Below are 19,047 nucleotides of genomic sequence, written 5' to 3'. Positions count from 1 at the left end.
ATTGGCCACTGAAGGCGATCGCCAACCAAGTCAAAAGGAGGCGATGGGTTATGGTACCTTGATTAACACAGCCGTCCCTCAGCCAAGGACGGGGTTTCAGACCCATTTTTTTCAATGAAGCGAATTATCCTCGCCCTGTTGACGGTTATTTCCCTCGTACCTTTTTTACTTTCCTTGGTGGGAAGTTTGGAAGAACCCCAAGTACAATCCCAACTGCAACTTTCCCAAACTAATTTATTGTTGCAAGCTTCTGCTTGGCAGGGGAAAGAAACATCGGGGGCATGGGGAGAAACATTGCAAAAGGCTCTTCTGGAAAGTCAGCCCCAGCAAGCGGGGTTAAAGCAGTATGAAACAGCCTCCCAGGAATTAACCACCTATTTAGACCGGCTAAAAATTGAAAGCACGACTCTGGGATCGCCTGACACCAGCAATGGACAGTCGTCGCCACTGCAAACGGTTATTGCTAAAAATCAAATAACCCTAGACCAAATTAAAATTAACTTAGGACTGCTACAGCAGCAGCAAAATCAGATGGACCAAGCCCTAGACACTTGGCGATCGGTATTAACCCATGGCCAGTCCAATGGGCAGAAAATCGCTGCAGTGCTCATTGCCCTGGGGCAAGGTGAAACCATTTCCCCTGATGCGGAAAAGATTATTGATACTCAGTTAAAAGGATGGTTTCGGTGGCAAGCGTTGGCCGAGCTTTATCGTCGCCAAGGCAATGTCCAAGCCCCCGATCAGGTTTGTCAAACCCCCGCCTGTGTTGATTTAGAAGCAGAAGTGGAAAGGGCAAGTCAACAGGCCTTGGTAAAATTGGCCCTACTCAACAGTTTGCCTCTGTTGGGTGGTGGTGTGGGCGTTTTGTTGGTGATTGGATTGTTATTGCAATGGGCCTTAGGGCGGGAAAATGCCGTTTTGGCCACCAATGCCACAACAAAATGGAATACGCCTTGGCATTGGGAAACCACTTGGCAAGTCTTGGTGGTGGGTTTCTTTTTCCCTAGCCAAATTGTTTTACCCCTAGTGGTGGGGGTGTTGCCTTTGCCCCTAGCGAACTTATCTCTATTGGGTAAGGCTTTTTATGTGCTGGGTACCTATGGGGCGATCGCCACGGTGGGATTAGGGGTGTTGTTCCTTTCCCTGAAGGATTTTCGCCCTTTGCCTCAGGATTGGTTTACCTTCCGACCCAATCTGCAAGCGCTCCTTTGGGGTTTGGGAGGTTACCTGGTGGCTTTGCCCTTGGTGGTGGTGGTATCCCTGGTAAATCAAGAAATTTGGCAGGGCCAAGGGGGTAGTAATCCTCTGCTTTCCTTAGCGTTGGACTCGCAAAATTGGTTAGTGCTAGCAATTTTCTTTTTCACCGCCGCTGTCCTAGCCCCAGTGTTTGAAGAAATTATCTTCCGGGGTTTTCTTCTGCCGGCCTTAACCCGCTACTTTCCCGTTAGCGTTGCCATTATCCTCAGCAGTTTACTGTTTGCCATCGCCCATTTAAACGTTTCGGAAATTTTACCCTTATTCGTCTTAGGGTCAGTTCTGGGTTTGGTTTATACCCGTTCCCGCAACCTTTTATCTTCCATCATCCTCCATAGCCTATGGAACAGCGGCACTTTACTCAGTCTATTTATTTTAGGCGGCGGTTGAAACCCAATTATGGTCTGATTTTGAAAGTAGAATTTTAGAATATTGTTTGTATTGTTAATTCTCCTTTAGCCCGTTAACCTTTGGTTAGTCGCCAGTGAATTGGTGAATTTTTATGGACTGGCTTTTCTATTTATTCCTAACAGCTATTTTTTACGTTTATCGTTTAGTTAGTCTGAAATCGAGAACAGAACAGGAACGCATTGGTTCAACGCCAGTGTTTTTTTCTACCCTCGCCTTCTTTGCTATCTTTGAATTTGTTTTTGTTGATTCTCTATTTAGACTGCCCGTATTCCATATTTTGGGACTAATTCTTTCCTTTATTTATGCTTTTACCATTTATATTTATCTCCGCAATCTAAAAAAAGATGTAGATGTAATTTTTGAAAAGCTGGTTAAGCAAAGTCAGGGAAAAGTAAGCGTCCTGACCTTCATGCAGCGTACTAACATGACTAAAGATGAAGCCATGGATTACCTAGATGGTAAATTACGTCAACTTCCCGGCATTACCTACGAAACCCTAGGCAATATCTACTATGAATTTGACCGTTGGTAAGCCGAACCAAGGCCAGAATTCAATATCCACAACCTTTAAGTAAATTATTCAGCCTTAGCCCAGGAGCCATGGAGAGGATAGGGGATATGGTGTTTTAAATTCAAAGTGGCGATCGCCGGTTGGACAATGTCCTGAGCGTCGAGAATTACTAACTGGGAACGGTGCAGTTCGGCGTTGTAAACCAAACAGAGTAGCCAGCCATCATCTTCAGCGGTGCCCTGGGGACGGGGCACAAAAATAGGCTCCCCCGCAAAGCCATGGGGCGCAAAGGAACGGAGAGTTTCAGCGCCGGACCCTAGGTCGAATTTAAGAATGGCCTGGAGAGGGGCGTTGCCGCTATCGTTGTGGGCAGCCCCCATGTAGACGTAACGGTAGGGACGGCCAGCCTGTTGGGGATGGATAACAGGAAATTCACAACAACGACTAACAATTAAATCCTTCTGCACCGTTTCTGCTTCTGGATCAATGGTAAAACGCCATAATTGACCTGGATCTAAATCGTCAAAATTCGTACTACGAAAATCCACATCAGGGCCCACCTGGGGTAGGGAACTGTAACAAATGGAATCAAGAATTATTTTTCCCTCTACTTCAAAGGCATTGGCATGGTGAAAAACAAAACCCGCCTGCACCGGAATTCTTTTTATTTCTCCACCGGCTCGGGGAACGAGAATAATTTGTGAATCTTTATCCGGATGAAATTGCACACATTCCCCCGCTCCCTTCAAACCGAAAACGTAGGGCAAAGGGTTGAGGGTAACGTTATTTTGTAGAAAAATAGCGTAATGGGGAGTGATAGCAAAATCATGGATAAAGGCAAAACCGGGAAAAGTCTCAGTTTTTTGCCGCAACAGTCTGCCCCGGGGATCTAGCTCCAACAAAGTTAGAGTACTGCTCAAGCCGGATTTAATCGAGAAAGTGACGTAGCAAGGTTTTTCCCCATCAAAAACACAGGCTGGATCAACGCGGGGGTGGGCTGATAGGGGTTGTCCTTCTGCAAGAATGCCCCCCAGGTCATCTAAGCCAATGGTTTCTAAACTTGAGGGTTCTAACCGATGGGGTTGCCCCCCTTCCCATAGGGCCAGCAGGCGATCGCCCCAGTAGGTAATGTTGGTGTTGGCAATGTTTTTGAGGCGTAAATCAAAAATATTTTTTAGCCAGCCCCCTGGTTGGGAGCCAAACACGCCCCGATAGAGCATTTTTCCTGCTTGTTGCTCTTCCACGTAACCTTGGGTGCGGACAAATCTACTTTGGAAATGTACCCGACCGTCCCCCGGAAATTTAAATGCTGTAACCAATCCGTCCCCGTCAAAGGGATGTTTCAAAGGGCGATCGCCAATTTCCAGTAGCCCTGGCCCATTGCGGTAGAGGGTGCCTTGGAGGTCTGGGGGAACGGTGCCTTCTATATCTTCAATCCAGTAATCCCACTCCTGGGGTTGGGATTCGTAACCCCTTAACCAATCCTGCGGACTGTAGGAACGCTGAGATGGATGGCCGGTGGTGGAGGAAGTAACCATGGGGAATGCGCTGGAAAAGTTTGTTACATTTCTTTACTTTTTCCATTGTGACATAAGAACCCACTGAACTTGAGCCAGAAAGTTTACGGCAAAGTTTGCGAGCCGCCGGAGTGTTACGGCTCAATGGTGACCTGAAAATTTACCCAGGCGGAACGGGAGGAATAGGGTTCTACCCAAGCCAATTGTTCTCCGCTATTTAGGGCATTGCGGGGGCCGCTCCAGGGTTCCAAACAGAGGTAATTTTTCCCCGCCACAGTCCACAACACTAGGGTCTGATATAAATCACTAAAGCTGACTTGTACTTTTAATTTGCGGTCTGGGTCAATAAAATGGGCTTGGGGTTGGGCAATTGTGGTGAAAGCTAAATCCAATTCCGGGGCAGTAAGGTCTAGTTGACCTCTGTAAATATGGCTTTGGCCAGTTTTCTGGTCTAGATAGCTATCGGCAGGGATAGATAATTCAATCGAACTTTTCTCCCGGCAGAAGAAGTAGGGATGTAGCCCCAGGGAAAAAGGCATCGGGCGATCGCCAAGGTTGGCAATGCGTTGTTCCAGGCGGAGGCTATGGCCCCGGAGATAATAGCTAAAGACCAGCTCAAACTCAAAGGGAAAAACTTGCCGCGTGGCATCAGAATGGCCCAAGCGTAGGTCCAGTCGGGCACTGTTCTGGGTTTGCTGACCAATTACTTCCCAGGGCAAATCCCGGGCGAAACCATGTTGCTTAAGCTGATAGGTCTTACCCTCGTAATTGAACTGGTCATTGGGTAAATTACCGCAAATGGGAAACAAAATGGGCATGCCCCCCCGCACGGACAGGGATGGGTCCTGAAATCTTTCTCGATCAAAGTAAAGAATCGGCTGACCTTGGATTGTCCATTCCGTCACCAAGCCACCCCGCTCCGGCACCAAAGCAAGACGGGCCAAACTTTGATCGTCCTCCAGATGATAGGTCAACGGGCGATCGGGGTTAAAACTAATTTGGTACATAGTTAATTAACAAAGCACTTTGCCATAGGCTTCCACTTCACTGCACACCTCATAGATATTGGTGACCGGGGGCACATTGAACAGGGGCCCCATTTCATCCAGAATTTTCCGGTGTACTTCCGTTTGATTGGCTTCCATGTCCTCGATGGTGTTCCAAAGAATAACAGCAATGCCCTCATCGGAGTTCGGTTTTCTCAGTAAGAACGCCCCTTTAAAACCATGTTTGTAGGTGGAAATTGCTTTCTCATAGAGCCGTTGGGCTTCGGCAAACCGACCAGGTTTAAATTCTCCGATCGCCACGTAGGCGCACTTGTGTTGTAGACAGTCAAAAAATTCGGCGGACATGGTGCTCTTCTCCAGCATTCAAGGGGCTTTAACTTACTTATACTTCCCGGCTTTGGGGATAACAACAAGTTAGTCACGTTTCTTAACGTGGCCCTGGCCGGGGTAAATTTCGATCACAATCATGGCGATCGCCCCCGAAAATTTAAGCAAGCCTTTGCCAAAGTTGAATTTCATAGCATAAATGATCTCGAAAAATATTCCCTGCCTGCAATCCCTCCTTCACTAGGGCTTTGGCCTGTTTACCTAAAAAGTAGTCGAAAATTTTATACAGGGGAGGCACTGCAATCCTCACCAAATTAGCCAAATAAGTTAAAGTTGAGACACCAAAGGTTTGAAAATTTTGTACACAAAGATCTAGAGTAGGAACAATTTGTTGAGAAATGTCATCACTGGTAAGCAGAACAAAGCCAGCTTTTTCCATGGCCCCTTGCAATTCATTTTTAATCAAACAATTGGAAAACATTCCCTCCTGGTAATCGGAATTTTTACGCAACATATCTGCCAATAATACGTATCCTTCTGGCTTCACTAACAATTTTGCCCCGTTAGCAATGGTTTCTGAAGACATATATTGGGTACTTTCACTAAAAAGTAGTAAATCGTAATTTTTGGTGGATTTAATTTGTTGAAAATTTTCTATAAATCCCTGGAAAGTATTACTGTTAAAGCGAGCTTTCCCCCGGGTCTTTTGCAAAAAATTCGATTCTTGGATGGGATCCGGAGCCAAACCTTCCACTTCTAAGCCTTTGTCAATTAGCTGGCTGGCATTATCTCCATTGCCACAACCTACATCTAATACAGTGCTAATGCCCTGCGGCAAAAATGATAGTAAATGCTGAGTATATTGCTCCTGGGCCTGGCGCAGTTGGGCCATGGTTAGATCAGCTTCCGTTTCTGGAACTGGTTGCCAATAACCATAGTGGAGATGGGAAGAACCCGTCAAATCTCGATAGTACTGAAGGGCGGCGTTTTGATAGCGAGTGACATTATCCATTTGCATACATTACCACGGGAACCCAAACAGCTAGCTAGTTATCGACTTCCCCGGCCAATCTTGGGCAATGGCCATAGAACCAATCTTAAAAATTTTCCCTCTGGCCCTAAACCGTTACCGAAGCTCCATTCACAATGACCGATGGGGTGGAGCAGGAACCCTGCCAACGGTGGTCTGATCCCAAAGTGACGATCTGATTTAATAGTTCATAAACATTGCCGGAAACCATGGTATCTTTAACCCGACCGGTAATTTGGCCATTTTGTACACGGTAACCTAAATCAACATTGATGGAAAAATCACCGGAAATATCTGCCCCGCCCCCAAGAATCTGGTCGATAATTAAACCATTACCCAATTCTTTAAGTAACTGGTCAAAGCTAATGGTTCCCGGAGTAATTAACATATTGACCAAACCCGGCTGGGGCGCACTGCCCAGACCAGGACGAAAGCCATTGCCAGTGGTGGTTGTACCTAATTTTTCCGCTGTTTCATGGTCAGTATAAAATTGGGCAATTTCTCCGTTTTGAATCAAAGCCAGTGTTTGCGTTAGGCTTCCCTCATCATCAAAGGGAGAATCAAAGGGAATGGCAGTGGGATCTTGACTCAGATTCAATGCTTCAATAGCCACTGATTGGCCTAACTTATCCGCCCAGGGAGATGAGCCTTCCGCCACCCGCTGACCATTGAGGGCTTCCGCCACCGTATCCCAGAGTAAACTGGCTGCTCCACTGGTGAGGAGAATGGGCATTTTTCCCCCTTGGATTTGTTGATTTTCCTCGGCCCAAAGTAATCGTTGCCGTAAATTTTGTATTACTTGTTTGATATTGGCTTTTTCCCGGCATTGTTCCCCGTCATAAATAGCTAAAAAATCTTCTCCCCGAATCCATTCCACACCGAAATAGTAACTCAAACTTCTTTCTGTCCAAGCGCAATCTAGCCCTTCACTGTTAAGTAAACGGCTGCTGTCGGTACTACAGGCCAATTCCCCGTTACAGAGCACTTCTGGAAATTGATCCCTTATATCGGCGATCGCCGTTTTACCCCAATCGATTAGTTGTTCAACGGAGAAATCTTCCCCCAAACTTTCTCGATAATCCTGACGGGGAGCAGTGAAGCGGGGCGGATTGGGGGGATTCAACGCCGCTAGGGCCAGGGCTTTTTCCACCAATATATCCGGCTCTACCGGGCCATAGGCAACAGCTAAACCCGATTGACCATTTTTCCACAATCGCAGGGCCAACCCTTCCGATTCGGAACTTTCCAACTGCTTTAACCGATTAGCTTCAAAAAAAACTGGTCGGGAAAAGGAACGGGAGTAATAAACTTCAGCGCTTTCCGCTCCGGCTCGTTGGGCTTGATCAAGGTAAACCGATAGATCGGTGGTCATGGTAAAAAATCAAACTCAATTCTTCCCCCATTATCAACCCCCATTGCTAAATCGATGGCGATCGCCGCTCCTGACTCTAAAAGTTAAACCTGGAAGATTTGAGACGATGTTGATTCGCGTTAGTTTTTGTATACTGACTAACCGAAGGGTTTCCGTGGGGATCAATTACCCCACTAGCGGTCTGCCAAAGGCTATGGGGGGCAGGGATGACAACGTAGATATTATCTTGTTTGCGGACATAGTACCATTGTCTGTTCTGACACTCCGGACACCAAAACTGCTCTAACCATTCCCCAGTAAGACTTACGGTTTGGCGATCGCCAAACACAAGACTAGCTTTTTTGTGAGTATAGCCCCGACTCCGCAGTTGGGCCACTTGATCAGCATAGAGCCCATATTTTTGGCTGACGCTATCTAGGTAACAACCATGGATAGGACAGTGGATAGGGCGGCGTTTAGGTCTTTTACGGTGTCGAGCTTGTCTGGTCGAAAGAAAAGCTATATTGGCGGTAAATTCTGGACAACTCATGGATTCAATGAGCGAGAATAATGGTTTATGAGTAGGAGGTTACCACAATTTAAGTGGGGCGCCATGATAAAAACTTTTATACGGGTGAGTATCGTTTAGGGGTACACAGCCTAAGAATTTGAGCCCAAGAATTTAATTGTTGGAGAAGTCGGATTAGAAAAGGGGGAAGGGAACTTTTGTTATCCCTTGATGTATCTATAGGCCCAGCTTGGCAACCTGCCCTTGGGCGATTTGTAAACCGAATGTTACAAATTGACTTATCCGGTATAGGATGTTAAGCATAATTGCCTAGACAATGGGTTTTAACAGTTATTGCTGCACAACCCCATCCGATGCTAAAAACACATTGGTTCATAAACATAAGTTTGTTGATCTTGTCTGGGTTGTCCTGAGGTGGACGTTGGTGGGGTATGGGCAACAAACAGTTGGCAATTCTCCCAATGGCGAAACCAAAGGACTTGCGTTAATTTTTTCCCTTTTTGTTGGAGGTTGTGAAAACCAGTGCTTCAAGTTGCTACTCCCACTGCTACCGAAGAAACCCAGACGGTCATTGAAATCGAAGGCCGGGCCTCCCTAAAAGGTGAAGTTCGCATCAGTGGGGCCAAGAACTCGGCTTTGGCCATCATGGCCGGCACCATTCTTTGCTCCGATGATTGTCGCCTCAGTAATCTGCCCGCCCTGGCGGATATTGACAAAATGTGCCAAATTTTAGCCGCCATCGGGGTCAAGTTAGAACGGGACGGCGATCGCCTAGTGGTGGATGCCAACGGTGTGGGCCATGAACCGGCCCCCTATGAATTGGTTTCCCAGTTGCGGGCCAGCTTTTTTGTCATTGGTCCCTTGCTATCCCGCTTAGGCATGACTAAGGTGCCTCTACCCGGGGGCTGTGCCATTGGCACCCGACCAGTGGATCTCCATGTGCGGGGGCTTCAGGCCATGGGCGCCGACGTGCAAATTGAACATGGGGTGGTCAACGCCAGTGTTAAGGGGAATCGCCGTCGTTTAACCGGAGCAAAAATTTACCTCGACTATCCCAGTGTGGGAGCCACGGAAACTATTTTGATGGCCGCTACCCTGGCCGACGGAGAAACAGTTATTGATAACGCCGCCCGAGAGCCGGAAATTGTTGACTTGGCCAACTTCTGTCGTTCCATGGGGGCCCAAATCCGGGGGGATGGTTCTAGTCGTATTGTCATCAACGGGGTGGAAAAACTCCACAGCACTGACTTCCCCATTATTCCCGACCGCATTGAAGCGGCCACGTTTCTCTGTGCTGGGGCCATTACCCATTCCGAAATTAGCCTTTTCCCTGTGGTGCCAGACCACCTGGCTTCCGCCATTGCCAAGTTACGGGAGATTGGTCCTGAGGTGGCGATCGATGCCCCGGACCGGGTGCGTTTAATTCCCAGGGATTTGCGCGGTACAGACATCGAAACCTTGCCCTACCCCGGCTTTCCCACCGATATGCAAGCCCAATTCATGGCCCTATTGGCGGTGAGTGAAGGCAACAGTGTGGTTACGGAAACCGTATTTGAAAACCGTCTTCAACACGTGGCGGAGTTGCAACGGATGGGAGCCAATATCAAGCTCAAAGGCAATGCGGCCTTTATCCAAGGAGTACCTTTTCTCTCCGGTGCGCCGGTGATGTCCACGGATTTACGAGCTTCGGCCGCTTTGGTGATTGCCGGGTTGGCAGCCGAAGGTAAGACCATTGTCCAAGGTTTGCACCATTTAGACCGGGGTTATGAAGATATTGTTGGCAAACTGAGTCAATTAGGAGCAAAGTTGACCAGGATTGAACAGCCGGTAAGTCTTTAAAAATTCCGTTGATTTGCTTGGGGGACTAATGGGCGATCGCCTGTTGGTCCTTTTTGTTGATGATTTGTCACAGCATTGCCGCTAGAAAAATATTTGCAAATTTCACCATGGTCAATCCTCACCGCCTTGAAACTGACAGTATGGGCTCCCTAGAAGTACCGATTGATCGCCTTTGGGGGGCCCAGACCCAACGTTCTTTGATGTTTTTCGACATTGGTGCTGATGTGATGCCACCGGATTTAATTCGGGCCTTTGCCATCCTCAAAAAGGCGGCGGCCATTACTAACCGGGATTTGGGTAAATTACCAGCGGAAAAGGCAGAGTTAATTATTGCCGCGGCGGACGAAATCATTGTAGGGCAGTGGCTAGACCATTTCCCTTTACGCATTTGGCAAACGGGCAGTGGCACCCAAACCAATATGAACGTCAACGAAGTGATTGCCAATCGGGCGATCGCCATTTTCGGGGGGGAGTTGGGTAGTAAGAACCCCATCCATCCCAATGATCACGTTAATATGTCCCAGTCGTCCAATGATACGTTTCCCACGGCCATGCACATTGCCGCAGTGGAGGGTTTGCACACTAGACTGATTCCCAGCCTCCAAGCCCTGCGGGATAGCCTCAAAGAAAAAGCCAATGATTTTGCTGGCATCACCAAAATTGGTCGTACCCATTTGATGGACGCAGTGCCCCTCACGTTGGGTCAGGAATTTTCCGGCTACGTTGCCCAATTGGACTACGGCTTAGCCCAATTACAGCATTGTTTACCAGGGTTATTAGAGTTGGCCCTAGGGGGAACAGCTGTGGGTACAGGGTTAAATAGTCATCCCCAATTTGCCGAAAAAGTAGCCCAGGAAATTGCCCAATTAACTGGTTATCCCTTCGTTTCCGCCCCCAATAAATTTGCCGCCCTAGCCGGCCACGAGGCGATCGCCTTCACCAGTGGAGTGCTGAAAAGTATTGCCGCTTCTTTAATGAAAATTGCCAATGATCTGCGCTGGTTGGGCTCGGGGCCCCGTTGTGGTTTGGGGGAATTAATCCTGCCGGCCAATGAACCGGGATCATCGATCATGCCGGGAAAAGTTAACCCCACCCAATGCGAAGCTCTGACCATGGTTTGCGTGCAGGTGATGGGCAATGATGCCACCATTGGTTTTGCCGCTAGCCAAGGTAATTTTGAATTGAATGTGTTTAAACCGGTGATCATCCATAATTTTCTCCATTCGTTGCATTTACTCAGTGATGGCTGTGATAGTTTCCGCCAAAATTTGGTGGCCGGGCTAGAGGTAAACAAAAGCAGAGTTAAGGACTTTTTGGACAACTCGTTGATGTTGGTCACTGCCCTCAACCCCCACATCGGTTACGACAATGCGGCCCTAGTGGCTAAAACAGCCTTCACCCAGGGCATTACCCTCAAACAAGCGGCGGTGGATTTGGGTTTGCTCACCCCAGAACAATTTGACGCTTGGGTAATTCCTGAGCAAATGATTACGGCGATCGCCGACTAGCCCATTCATTCATCTAACTCAAAATTTCCTGAAGTTCTAAATTGTCATGGGGCGGCTCTGGATTTCCATGCTGGCGATCGATGATAAATTACTGTCATGTTTGACAACGTCTGTAAATATCTCGCCGAGACCTTTTCCCAGGACTATGCCACCTGGCTTCTCGGAAAACCCGTCACCCTCACTGCCCTCAGTCCCAAGGAATTATCATTGGAACCCATCCGGGCCGACGCGTTAATTTTGGAGCAATCCGAGGATCTAGTGTTGCACCTCGAATTTCAGACCGAACCGGATGAAACCATGGGCTTTCGGATGCTGAATTACCGGGTGCGGGTACATCGGCGATTTCCCCATAAAACCATGCATCAGGTGGTTATTTACTTAAAAGAAACCGGATCATCTTTGGTCTATCAGGATACATTTCAGTTAGGAGAAACCCGCCATTGTTATCGCGCAATCAGGTTATGGGAAGAGTCACCAGAGCCATTTTTGACCCATCCGGGACTCTTACCCCTAGCGGTACTGACCCAGAGTCAGAATGCCACAGAAGGATTACGGAAAGTCGCCTTAGCTCTGGATACAATTGAAGACAAAAGCACGAAAGCTAACCTAACCACCGCCGCCGCTGTGTTTGGGGGCTTATTAGTTAAGCCAGACTTAATCAGAACTATTTTACGGAGCGAAATCATGAAGGAATCCACCGTTTATCAAGAAATCCTACAGGAAGGAGAACAACGAGGACTGCTTAAAGGAAAGCTAGAAGGGGAACAACAAGGGCTTATTAAAGGCAAGTTGGAAGGTAAATTGGAGGGGAAGTTGGAGGTGGCCCAAAAATTACTGGAAAAAGGTTTATCCCTTGCAGAGGTTATGAGCTTAACTGGATTAAGTGCTGATGCTTTCAAAGATATCTCGGACTCCCAAGATTAATAGTTGTGTTATGGGTTTAGAGGCGATCGCCAATAAATCCGGGGTCTAGTCAAGTGCGAATGCAGAGCGGCCCTGGAATTGGCGAAAACAGAATAAAGTAGGGGCGATCACTTAACGCTGGATTCACTCAGATTAAACTATAGCTTCATTAATATTTGTTACGGAATGATCTGGAGTAGAAAATTAAAGCTAACATCCTTGGCAACATCGTTTATCGATACTGAAAAATAATTGTTTTTATCGCTTTTTGACGTATCCTAAATCTGGCCAACACATTTGTGGGAATGATAGACAGAAATTTTCTGGCGATCATGCCTAAACGTTTTGATATACCAAAGTTTTTTGTATATTGTCACGGTGGAGAGTATTATACGGAAATTTTCTGCATAATCAATAGTTAGGCATCGCAAAGTTATCGATTAACCTAGAACTGAGTATCTTGGAAAATTCAACAATGAAGATTGGTTTTTGGGGCAGTGGAAACATGGCGCGAGTACTTGGAGGTGCTTGGTCAGTAGCAGGGCATCAAGTAGTTTTTGGTTCACGCGATGCGGCAAAGTCTGGTGACGTAGCTGAGCAGATTGGTACAGGTGCCATTGGTGGAACAAACGACGAGATTGCCGAATCTTGTGAGGTCATTGTCAGTTCTGTACGCGCTGTGCCTTCCAGCTTCCTAACATCAACCTCAGCATTGGCAGGCAAAGTAATCATAGATTTAAATAATCGAGATTTTCCTCGTGAATACAAGCCTGAAGAATTCCTCAATTCTCTAGCAGAAGCAACTCAAAAAGATGTTCCCTCTGCCAAAGTCGTGAAAGCATTAAATAACCAAGCAATGGAGGTTTTTAACTGCGATGCCGCAGCACTCAGAGAGGCAGGTGTACAAGCCTTCATTGCTGGAGATGATGATAAGGCTAAACAGATTGTTGTCGAATTACTCAACGATATTGGGCTTAAGCCAGTCGATTTCGGTTTGTTGTCCAATGCATGGTTGCTGGAACTACAAGCAGACATTCTGAGAACATACATGTTTGCAACTGGAAACGCTTTGGTAACACCAGGTTTTATTGAAGCTCCTCGTGCTGAACCAAGATTTGGAGAACGTCGTAAAGGTACATACTAAAATGCCTAACAACCCGATTGGAGCGGACTGAATAAAGTTGGTTGGTGGTGTGGCAAAAGTTCTTGGCAGCCGCTTAGTCGGAACGTTAGGAACGAAAATTTTATCCGTAGCCGATCGCCATCAAACAGACCAGCAGGGCTAACTACGAAGTTCCCAACTATCACCAGGATTTTACTAGGGGTTGGCAGGCGATCGCCTGTTGTTATGGCCGTATCTATATTTGTCGGTAAGATGAAAAAATGAACAACATGAGGATATCTGATTGCCCAGTCCAGAGCAAGTTTTACGCTGTTTTCAACTTTGCCAAAATCTAACCAATATGTATTTATCGATAGACTTGGTGCGTTTTGATCAAAGAACTGAGAATGTTGTCATTATTGCTGGCGAAGAGACTCTTATCGAAATTTATTCCAATGGAAACTGGAGGTTCATCAATGAAAACTAAGTTTCAAGCAATGACCATTAAACAGCTAAAACAATATGTTTTGGAACATCGTGAAGATCAGGATGCCTTTGAGGTTTTCATGGATCGCTTGGATAGTCAGCCCGCGGCCAAAATCTATGATGGCGATGATGTAGCGCAATTTGCGGAAATCTTAAAGCAACACCATAACTCCTAAAGCCAAGGGAGGGATGGGATAAGCAACGCATTCTCGATCTGTTTGGCATTATTGACTCTGGAGTGACAATGTGGCCAAAGTGGCAAAAACCGCCTTTGCCAAAGGTATTACTCTTAAACAAGCTCTTGTGGATTTGGGTTTGCTCACCCCAGCCGAGTTTGATGCTTGGGTAGTTCCTGAGCAAATGATTACGCCGATCGCCAATTAGCCCATTGCCCAGGGAACCATGGGTGCAGAGCCAGAAGTTTCCTGCCAAAAATTGCTTAGATTCGTTAGGCTAGAGGGAGACAAAAAAAGTACTTTTATTTCAAATAGCTTAAATAGCTAGGAGAATTGGCATCACCATGGGGGAAATGAACACCGCAGAATTATTGGTTCAATGTCTGGAAAATGAAGACGTTGAATATATTTTTGGCGTACCAGGGGAAGAAAATCTCCACATCCTCGAAGCGCTAAAAAACTCGCCCATTCGCTTTATTACCACCCGCCACGAACAGGGAGCGGCTTTTATGGCCGACGTTTACGGTCGTTTAACTGGTAAAGCAGGGGTTTGTCTTTCCACCCTTGGGCCCGGAGCTACTAACCTGATGACCGGGGTAGCCGATGCCAATTTGGACGGTGCTCCCCTAGTGGCCATCACAGGACAGGTGGGCACAGACCGGATGCACATCGAATCCCATCAATATTTAGACCTGGTGGCCATGTTCGACCCGGTGACTAAATGGACCAGGCAAATTGTCCGCCCCAGCATTACCCCGGAAGTGGTCCGTAAAGCCTTTAAATTGGCCCAGAGTGAGAAGCCCGGAGCCACCCACATTGATTTACCGGAAAATATTGCCGCTATGCCGGTGGATGGTAAACCCCTACGGCGGGACAGTCGGGAAAAAGTTTATGCCGCCTTTCGTACTTTGGGCACAGCGGCCAACGCTATTTCTAAGGCCAAAAACCCCATTATTCTGGCCGGCAATGGCACTATCCGAGCCGAAGCCAGTGAAGCCCTGACGGAATTTGCCACCAGTTTAAATATTCCCGTGGCCAACACCTTTATGGGCAAAGGCACCATCCCCTACACCCATCCCCTTTCCCTCTGGACGGTGGGGCTACAACAACGGGATCACATTACCTGTGCCTTTGAAAAAAGTGATCTTGTGATTGCGGTGGGCTACGACCTGATTGAGTATTCCCCAAAAAAATGGAATCCCAGCGGCGAGTTGCCCATTATTCACATCGGCAGTACCCCGGCGGAAATTGACAGCAGTTACATTCCCCAGGTGGAAGTGGTGGGGGATATTACCGATTCCCTGATGGATTTGCTCAAACGGTGCGATCGCCAGGGTAAACCGACTCCCTACGGGGCTTCTCTCCGGGCCGATATCCGGGCAGAGTATGAATGTTATGCCAACGACACGGGTTTTCCCGTTAAGCCCCAGAAAATTATTTATGATCTACGCCAGGTGATGGGCCCCGATGATGTGGTGATTTCCGATGTGGGGGCCCATAAAATGTGGATGGCCCGCCATTATCACTGTGATAGTCCCAACACCTGTTTAATTTCTAACGGTTTTGCCGCCATGGGCATTGCCATTCCCGGGGCGATCGCCGCTAAGTTAGTCTATCCTGACCGAAATATTGTAGCGGTGACGGGGGACGGCGGTTTTATGATGAACTGCCAAGAATTGGAAACAGCTATGCGGGTGGGTACGCCCTTTGTCACCCTAATTTTTAACGACAATGGCTATGGGTTGATTGAGTGGAAACAAATTAACCAGTTTGGCGAAGCTAGCTTTATTAAATTTGGCAATCCGGACTTTGTGAAATTTGCCGAAAGTATGGGGCTAAAAGGCTATCGGGTGGAAGCGGCAGCAGATTTAATTCCCATTTTGAAGGAAGCTTTGGCCCAACCAGTACCCACCGTCATTGACTGTCCAGTGGACTATCGGGAAAATATCCGCTTCTCCCAAAAAGCAGGGGAATTGGCCTGCGAAATTTGGGAATAACTGACCCTTAGCGACATCATAAAGATCCACAAACATCTACCAAATCGGCGCTAATTCTAAAACAAATTCTGGCAATACAGCCTCACCACTGAGGCTTTCAGGATTTTCCACAACTTCCACAGCCTGACTAGGACGATAAATTTCCACAGTGCGAGTTTGGCGATCAATTAACCAACCCAATCGAGCACCATTTTCCTGATACTCTTGCATTTTTTCCCGCAGGGGTTTTAGGTCATCACTGGGCGATCTTAATTCAATAACAAAATCCGGGCAGAGGGGAACAAATCTCTGTTGTTGTTCTGGGATTAAGCTTTCCCATCGTTCCCGTCTGAGCCAGGCCACATCTGGCGATCGGTCGGCGCCATTAGGTAACCTGAAGCCCCCGGAAGAATCAAAAAAAATTCCAGTGCCATCCCGTTCTGCCCAAAGACCTAGCCGTAGTATCAAAATGCCATTACGGTTACTAGTTTCCCCTCCGGTGGGTGACATGATCACTAAATCTCCGTTGGAATTACGCTCAAATCGCAACTCTCGATTGGTTAAACAGAGTTGATAAAACTGCTCATCGGAAAGGGATAGACTGTCAAGTTTGACGGTTAGGGCGGCTGACATTGGCTTTACCCCAGAGGCATTGATGTGACGTTGGCTTCCATTCTAGCTGGTGTTATCTATGTGGTGAAACGCCTAAAAAAGATAAGAGAACGTTTTGAACAATTTGGATAGAATAAGCAGTTTTTACGCAGAAGCCTACGACAATTCTCTTACTACATCCCTCAGAAACACTTACAAAACCTACTACTAAACCGAGCACTTAATACTTTTGACATACAGCACCGGAGTTAATGATCATACTTGACCTCTGCAACTCAAAAAGATGTTTACGGTGACAGAATACCCAAATCTAGCGGTTGTCTAACGTTCCTTTTGTACCATGTTGTCTACACACTCACCCTTCACGTTCACTTTCATACTGAAAAGGCAGCGCAACTCTACCGTGAAAGCTATAATACCGCCTAGAAAAATGTTCTAAATATGGGCTGGCTAAAATTGCTCTGCGTTTGACCATACCAAGTTCGATTTGACGATACAAAGTTGCTGCATCTATGCCGAAAACCCTTTTGAAATCAGCAGCAATTTCAGGCAAACCTTCCTGCTCAACCTCGTATTCAGGGGGAATTTTTTCAAAAAAATAAAATCTTTCATGCCGATGGGCAACAACTAATTCCCACTCCTTCCGATTGATTCCGTCTGTAGTTCTAATTAATTCCGCTGTTCCTATTTCACACAAAATGATGGAATTCAAGAGCTTAGCTGGTTGACTATTTTCAGCTTGCCTAGCTCTATAGTCCCAATCAAGATCACAGTCTTGAGTGACTACAATCGCATAAGGATGAAGAATGGCATCAAAAGATAACTCCTGCTCCCCTTGTAACAGCTCATTAACAACAGGTTTATATTGGATCACGCCTGTCAGAATTTCTCCCTGTCTCAGAGAGGAGCCTTTATCTGATGCTTGGTAGATAGCCCGTTCTTCCATGCAGTAACTTACCAAACAACTTAAGGTTCTAAAACAATAGGTGGTCTAACTTGTGTAGATCTCAATTTACCTCTGATACTAATGGCAGGAATCTTAGGTAGGTTGACTTGAGAAAGACGATTGCTGTAGAAGCGATAGATTCCTTCTAATTCCTCAGAAGCTTCTTCTAGAGCAGCTTCTGGCAGAGTTTGAATAAGAAGCAAGCATTTTAGCAGTAGCATTAACTTGTCTGGTGACAAACGATATGAATCAGTTCGAAAAGATAAAGATGAGTCAGACATCATCAAATCAAAAGAAGGATACTGAATTACAATAGCTTTACCATTCTCTCTATCAAAAATTACATTGTTTAGGGCAGCACCTGATGAAGTTTGACTATACTTCTGATTCAAGTGGTTGAGGTTGCATGGCATTGTGGAGGGTATCTGTGATACTCCACCTAAAGAGCCTCCCGGCAGACTGGTTGAATTGATTGAGTACGTTCCAGACATCTCTCTTTCCCCCTATCTTTTGTTCTGTATAAAAATCAGAATCAAACAAGTAAGCGATCTCATCATTGTTTTTTTGTGGCTCTTTAACATTAACTAATCCATGATTTAAATTGATCTGTCCACCTTCTGTTTTCAAAACTAAACTCTTCACTATTGTTTGAATTGAGGAGGAAAGATTTGGCTCATATAATTCCGAAGCGATATGCTTAGCAATTAATTCTGACCAATCCTTATCTTCAATTCCAAGTTTTGAGCGGATAATTAAATCTTGATAACGGAGCCCAATTCTTGTGTACAAAGATGGTTTATAAATACTTTCAAAAATCTCCAAAACTTCCTCTAAGCGCTGTTTGAACTGCTCGTACCGCTCATATGAGACAGTAGTTATAGCAATGAAATCTTTAGTGATAGAAATGCTCCATCTCTGATCTTCTGATTTAAAGCTATATGCAGTGTCACTTTGCAGAGGTAGTCCCAGTTGTTGTACAACTTGTGAGATCTCTGGTGGTAGTTGTGCTCTGGTTGTTTCAAAAAGTGGGTATTTAAACCTAATCATATCTTGAAACTCAACTGGCTCTTGATGAGAAATTTTGAGTATGGTAGGAAAGCGCAATTGACACACAACCTCCACAAGAGGGTTGTGCTTGTAAATTACACGCTCAAACTCAGGCAAGTTCATCAAAATATGCTGTACGCCCTAAAATAACTGCTATAGATCTAGTTTAAATTAATAAGCTACCTCTCTACCAGTAGCTTCAATTGCTTTTTGCTGAGTATCATGATCTTAAAGATAGCTGTCCTGCCAATAGACTTTTAGTTGCTGTCCGTAGTTTAAGCGGTACAACTAAGGATTATACGAAAAATTTCCGTATGTCAGGCCAAATACGCATTTTTTTAAGAAAATCTGCATATATCACTGCGATAAAGAGCGATCGCCAGAAGTTTTCCATACATCATTCCGAAAGGTGCGTTATGTCAATTAACGTACCCTTAAATGAACTATGCCCCCTCGAAAGCTATTGGATGTAGTGCGAGAAGCCATTCACCTCAAGCACTACTCTTACCGCACTG

Annotated in this window: 18 protein-coding genes and 1 pseudogene; 9 read left to right on the top strand and 10 right to left on the bottom strand. The window is 46.2% G+C overall.

What is annotated here, in order from left to right:
- Positions 1-114 precede the first annotated feature (114 nt).
- Entirely contained in the window at positions 115-1,644 is a 1,530-nt protein-coding gene (locus tag D082_RS00360; RefSeq protein ID WP_028946911.1) for a CPBP family intramembrane glutamic endopeptidase, read from the top strand.
- Positions 1,645-1,756: 112 nt separating this feature from the next.
- Entirely contained in the window at positions 1,757-2,197 is a 441-nt protein-coding gene (locus D082_RS00355) for a hypothetical protein (protein WP_028946912.1), read from the top strand.
- Between the two features lie 44 nt (positions 2,198-2,241).
- On the opposite strand, the gene D082_RS00350 is transcribed toward D082_RS00355, so the two are convergent.
- From D082_RS00350 to D082_RS00325, 6 genes are all read right to left on the bottom strand, one after another.
- On the bottom strand, positions 2,242-3,714 hold the full coding sequence (locus D082_RS00350; protein ID WP_028946913.1) for an apocarotenoid-15,15'-oxygenase: 1,473 nt from the start codon (positions 3,712-3,714) through the stop codon (positions 2,242-2,244).
- 113 nt (positions 3,715-3,827) lie between these two features.
- Positions 3,828-4,700 carry an aldose epimerase gene (locus D082_RS00345; RefSeq protein ID WP_028946914.1) on the bottom strand — a complete coding sequence of 291 codons (873 nt, stop codon included), beginning with the start codon at positions 4,698-4,700 and terminating at the stop codon, positions 3,828-3,830.
- Positions 4,701-4,706: 6 nt separating this feature from the next.
- The gene (locus D082_RS00340; protein WP_028946915.1) at positions 4,707-5,045 is read right to left on the bottom strand and encodes an antibiotic biosynthesis monooxygenase; all 339 of its coding nucleotides are present in this window, start codon (positions 5,043-5,045) and stop codon (positions 4,707-4,709) included.
- Positions 5,046-5,187: 142 nt separating this feature from the next.
- Positions 5,188-6,039 (bottom strand): bifunctional 2-polyprenyl-6-hydroxyphenol methylase/3-demethylubiquinol 3-O-methyltransferase UbiG, encoded by an 852-nt coding sequence (locus D082_RS00335; protein ID WP_028946916.1) that lies wholly within the window; start codon positions 6,037-6,039, stop codon positions 5,188-5,190.
- A gap of 106 nt (positions 6,040-6,145) precedes the next feature.
- Positions 6,146-7,429: a TldD/PmbA family protein gene (locus D082_RS00330; RefSeq protein ID WP_028946917.1), complete on the bottom strand. Its 1,284-nt coding sequence runs from the start codon at positions 7,427-7,429 to the stop codon at positions 6,146-6,148.
- Between the two features lie 76 nt (positions 7,430-7,505).
- Positions 7,506-7,958 carry a hypothetical protein gene (locus tag D082_RS00325; RefSeq protein ID WP_038529792.1) on the bottom strand — a complete coding sequence of 151 codons (453 nt, stop codon included), beginning with the start codon at positions 7,956-7,958 and terminating at the stop codon, positions 7,506-7,508.
- Between the two features lie 501 nt (positions 7,959-8,459).
- Here D082_RS00325 and murA point away from each other — a divergent pair.
- The 7 genes and pseudogenes from murA to D082_RS00290 all read left to right on the top strand — a co-directional run bounded on the left by murA (position 8,460) and on the right by D082_RS00290 (position 15,948).
- The gene (gene murA, locus D082_RS00320; protein ID WP_028946919.1) at positions 8,460-9,776 is read left to right on the top strand and encodes a UDP-N-acetylglucosamine 1-carboxyvinyltransferase; all 1,317 of its coding nucleotides are present in this window, start codon (positions 8,460-8,462) and stop codon (positions 9,774-9,776) included.
- Between the two features lie 107 nt (positions 9,777-9,883).
- Positions 9,884-11,284, top strand: coding sequence for a class II fumarate hydratase (fumC, locus tag D082_RS00315; protein WP_028946920.1), 1,401 nt, complete (start codon positions 9,884-9,886; stop codon positions 11,282-11,284).
- A gap of 96 nt (positions 11,285-11,380) precedes the next feature.
- Positions 11,381-12,208: an Rpn family recombination-promoting nuclease/putative transposase gene (locus D082_RS00310; protein WP_028946921.1), complete on the top strand. Its 828-nt coding sequence runs from the start codon at positions 11,381-11,383 to the stop codon at positions 12,206-12,208.
- Positions 12,209-12,662: 454 nt separating this feature from the next.
- Positions 12,663-13,331 (top strand): NADPH-dependent F420 reductase, encoded by a 669-nt coding sequence (locus D082_RS00305; protein ID WP_028946922.1) that lies wholly within the window; start codon positions 12,663-12,665, stop codon positions 13,329-13,331.
- Between the two features lie 434 nt (positions 13,332-13,765).
- Positions 13,766-13,951, top strand: coding sequence for a hypothetical protein (locus tag D082_RS00295; protein WP_202963093.1), 186 nt, complete (start codon positions 13,766-13,768; stop codon positions 13,949-13,951).
- Positions 13,952-14,015: 64 nt separating this feature from the next.
- Positions 14,016-14,159, top strand: a pseudogene (gene fumC / locus D082_RS17470) (class II fumarate hydratase); the annotation flags it as partial.
- A 136-nt stretch (positions 14,160-14,295) separates the two neighbouring features.
- Positions 14,296-15,948 carry an acetolactate synthase large subunit gene (locus D082_RS00290; RefSeq protein WP_028946924.1) on the top strand — a complete coding sequence of 551 codons (1,653 nt, stop codon included), beginning with the start codon at positions 14,296-14,298 and terminating at the stop codon, positions 15,946-15,948.
- A 36-nt stretch (positions 15,949-15,984) separates the two neighbouring features.
- On the opposite strand, the gene D082_RS00285 is transcribed toward D082_RS00290, so the two are convergent.
- The 4 genes from D082_RS00285 to D082_RS00275 form a co-directional block, all read right to left on the bottom strand.
- Positions 15,985-16,560: a Uma2 family endonuclease gene (locus tag D082_RS00285; RefSeq protein ID WP_028946925.1), complete on the bottom strand. Its 576-nt coding sequence runs from the start codon at positions 16,558-16,560 to the stop codon at positions 15,985-15,987.
- Between the two features lie 334 nt (positions 16,561-16,894).
- Positions 16,895-17,485, bottom strand: a complete 591-nt coding sequence (locus D082_RS00280; RefSeq protein ID WP_028946926.1) for a hypothetical protein — start codon at positions 17,483-17,485, stop codon at positions 16,895-16,897.
- Between the two features lie 20 nt (positions 17,486-17,505).
- Complete coding sequence (locus D082_RS17465; RefSeq protein ID WP_238546770.1) at positions 17,506-17,877, bottom strand: hypothetical protein; 372 nt, start codon at positions 17,875-17,877, stop codon at positions 17,506-17,508.
- Positions 17,861-18,655 carry a TIGR04255 family protein gene (locus D082_RS00275; RefSeq protein WP_028946927.1) on the bottom strand — a complete coding sequence of 265 codons (795 nt, stop codon included), beginning with the start codon at positions 18,653-18,655 and terminating at the stop codon, positions 17,861-17,863. The genes D082_RS17465 and D082_RS00275 overlap by 17 nt, the downstream gene beginning before the upstream one ends.
- Positions 18,656-19,047 lie beyond the last annotated feature (392 nt).

Origin of the sequence: Synechocystis sp. PCC 6714 (assembly GCF_000478825.2) — a bacterium.
Taxonomy (GTDB): domain Bacteria; phylum Cyanobacteriota; class Cyanobacteriia; order Cyanobacteriales; family Microcystaceae; genus Synechocystis.
This window is presented reverse-complemented; position numbering and strand designations above follow the sequence as displayed.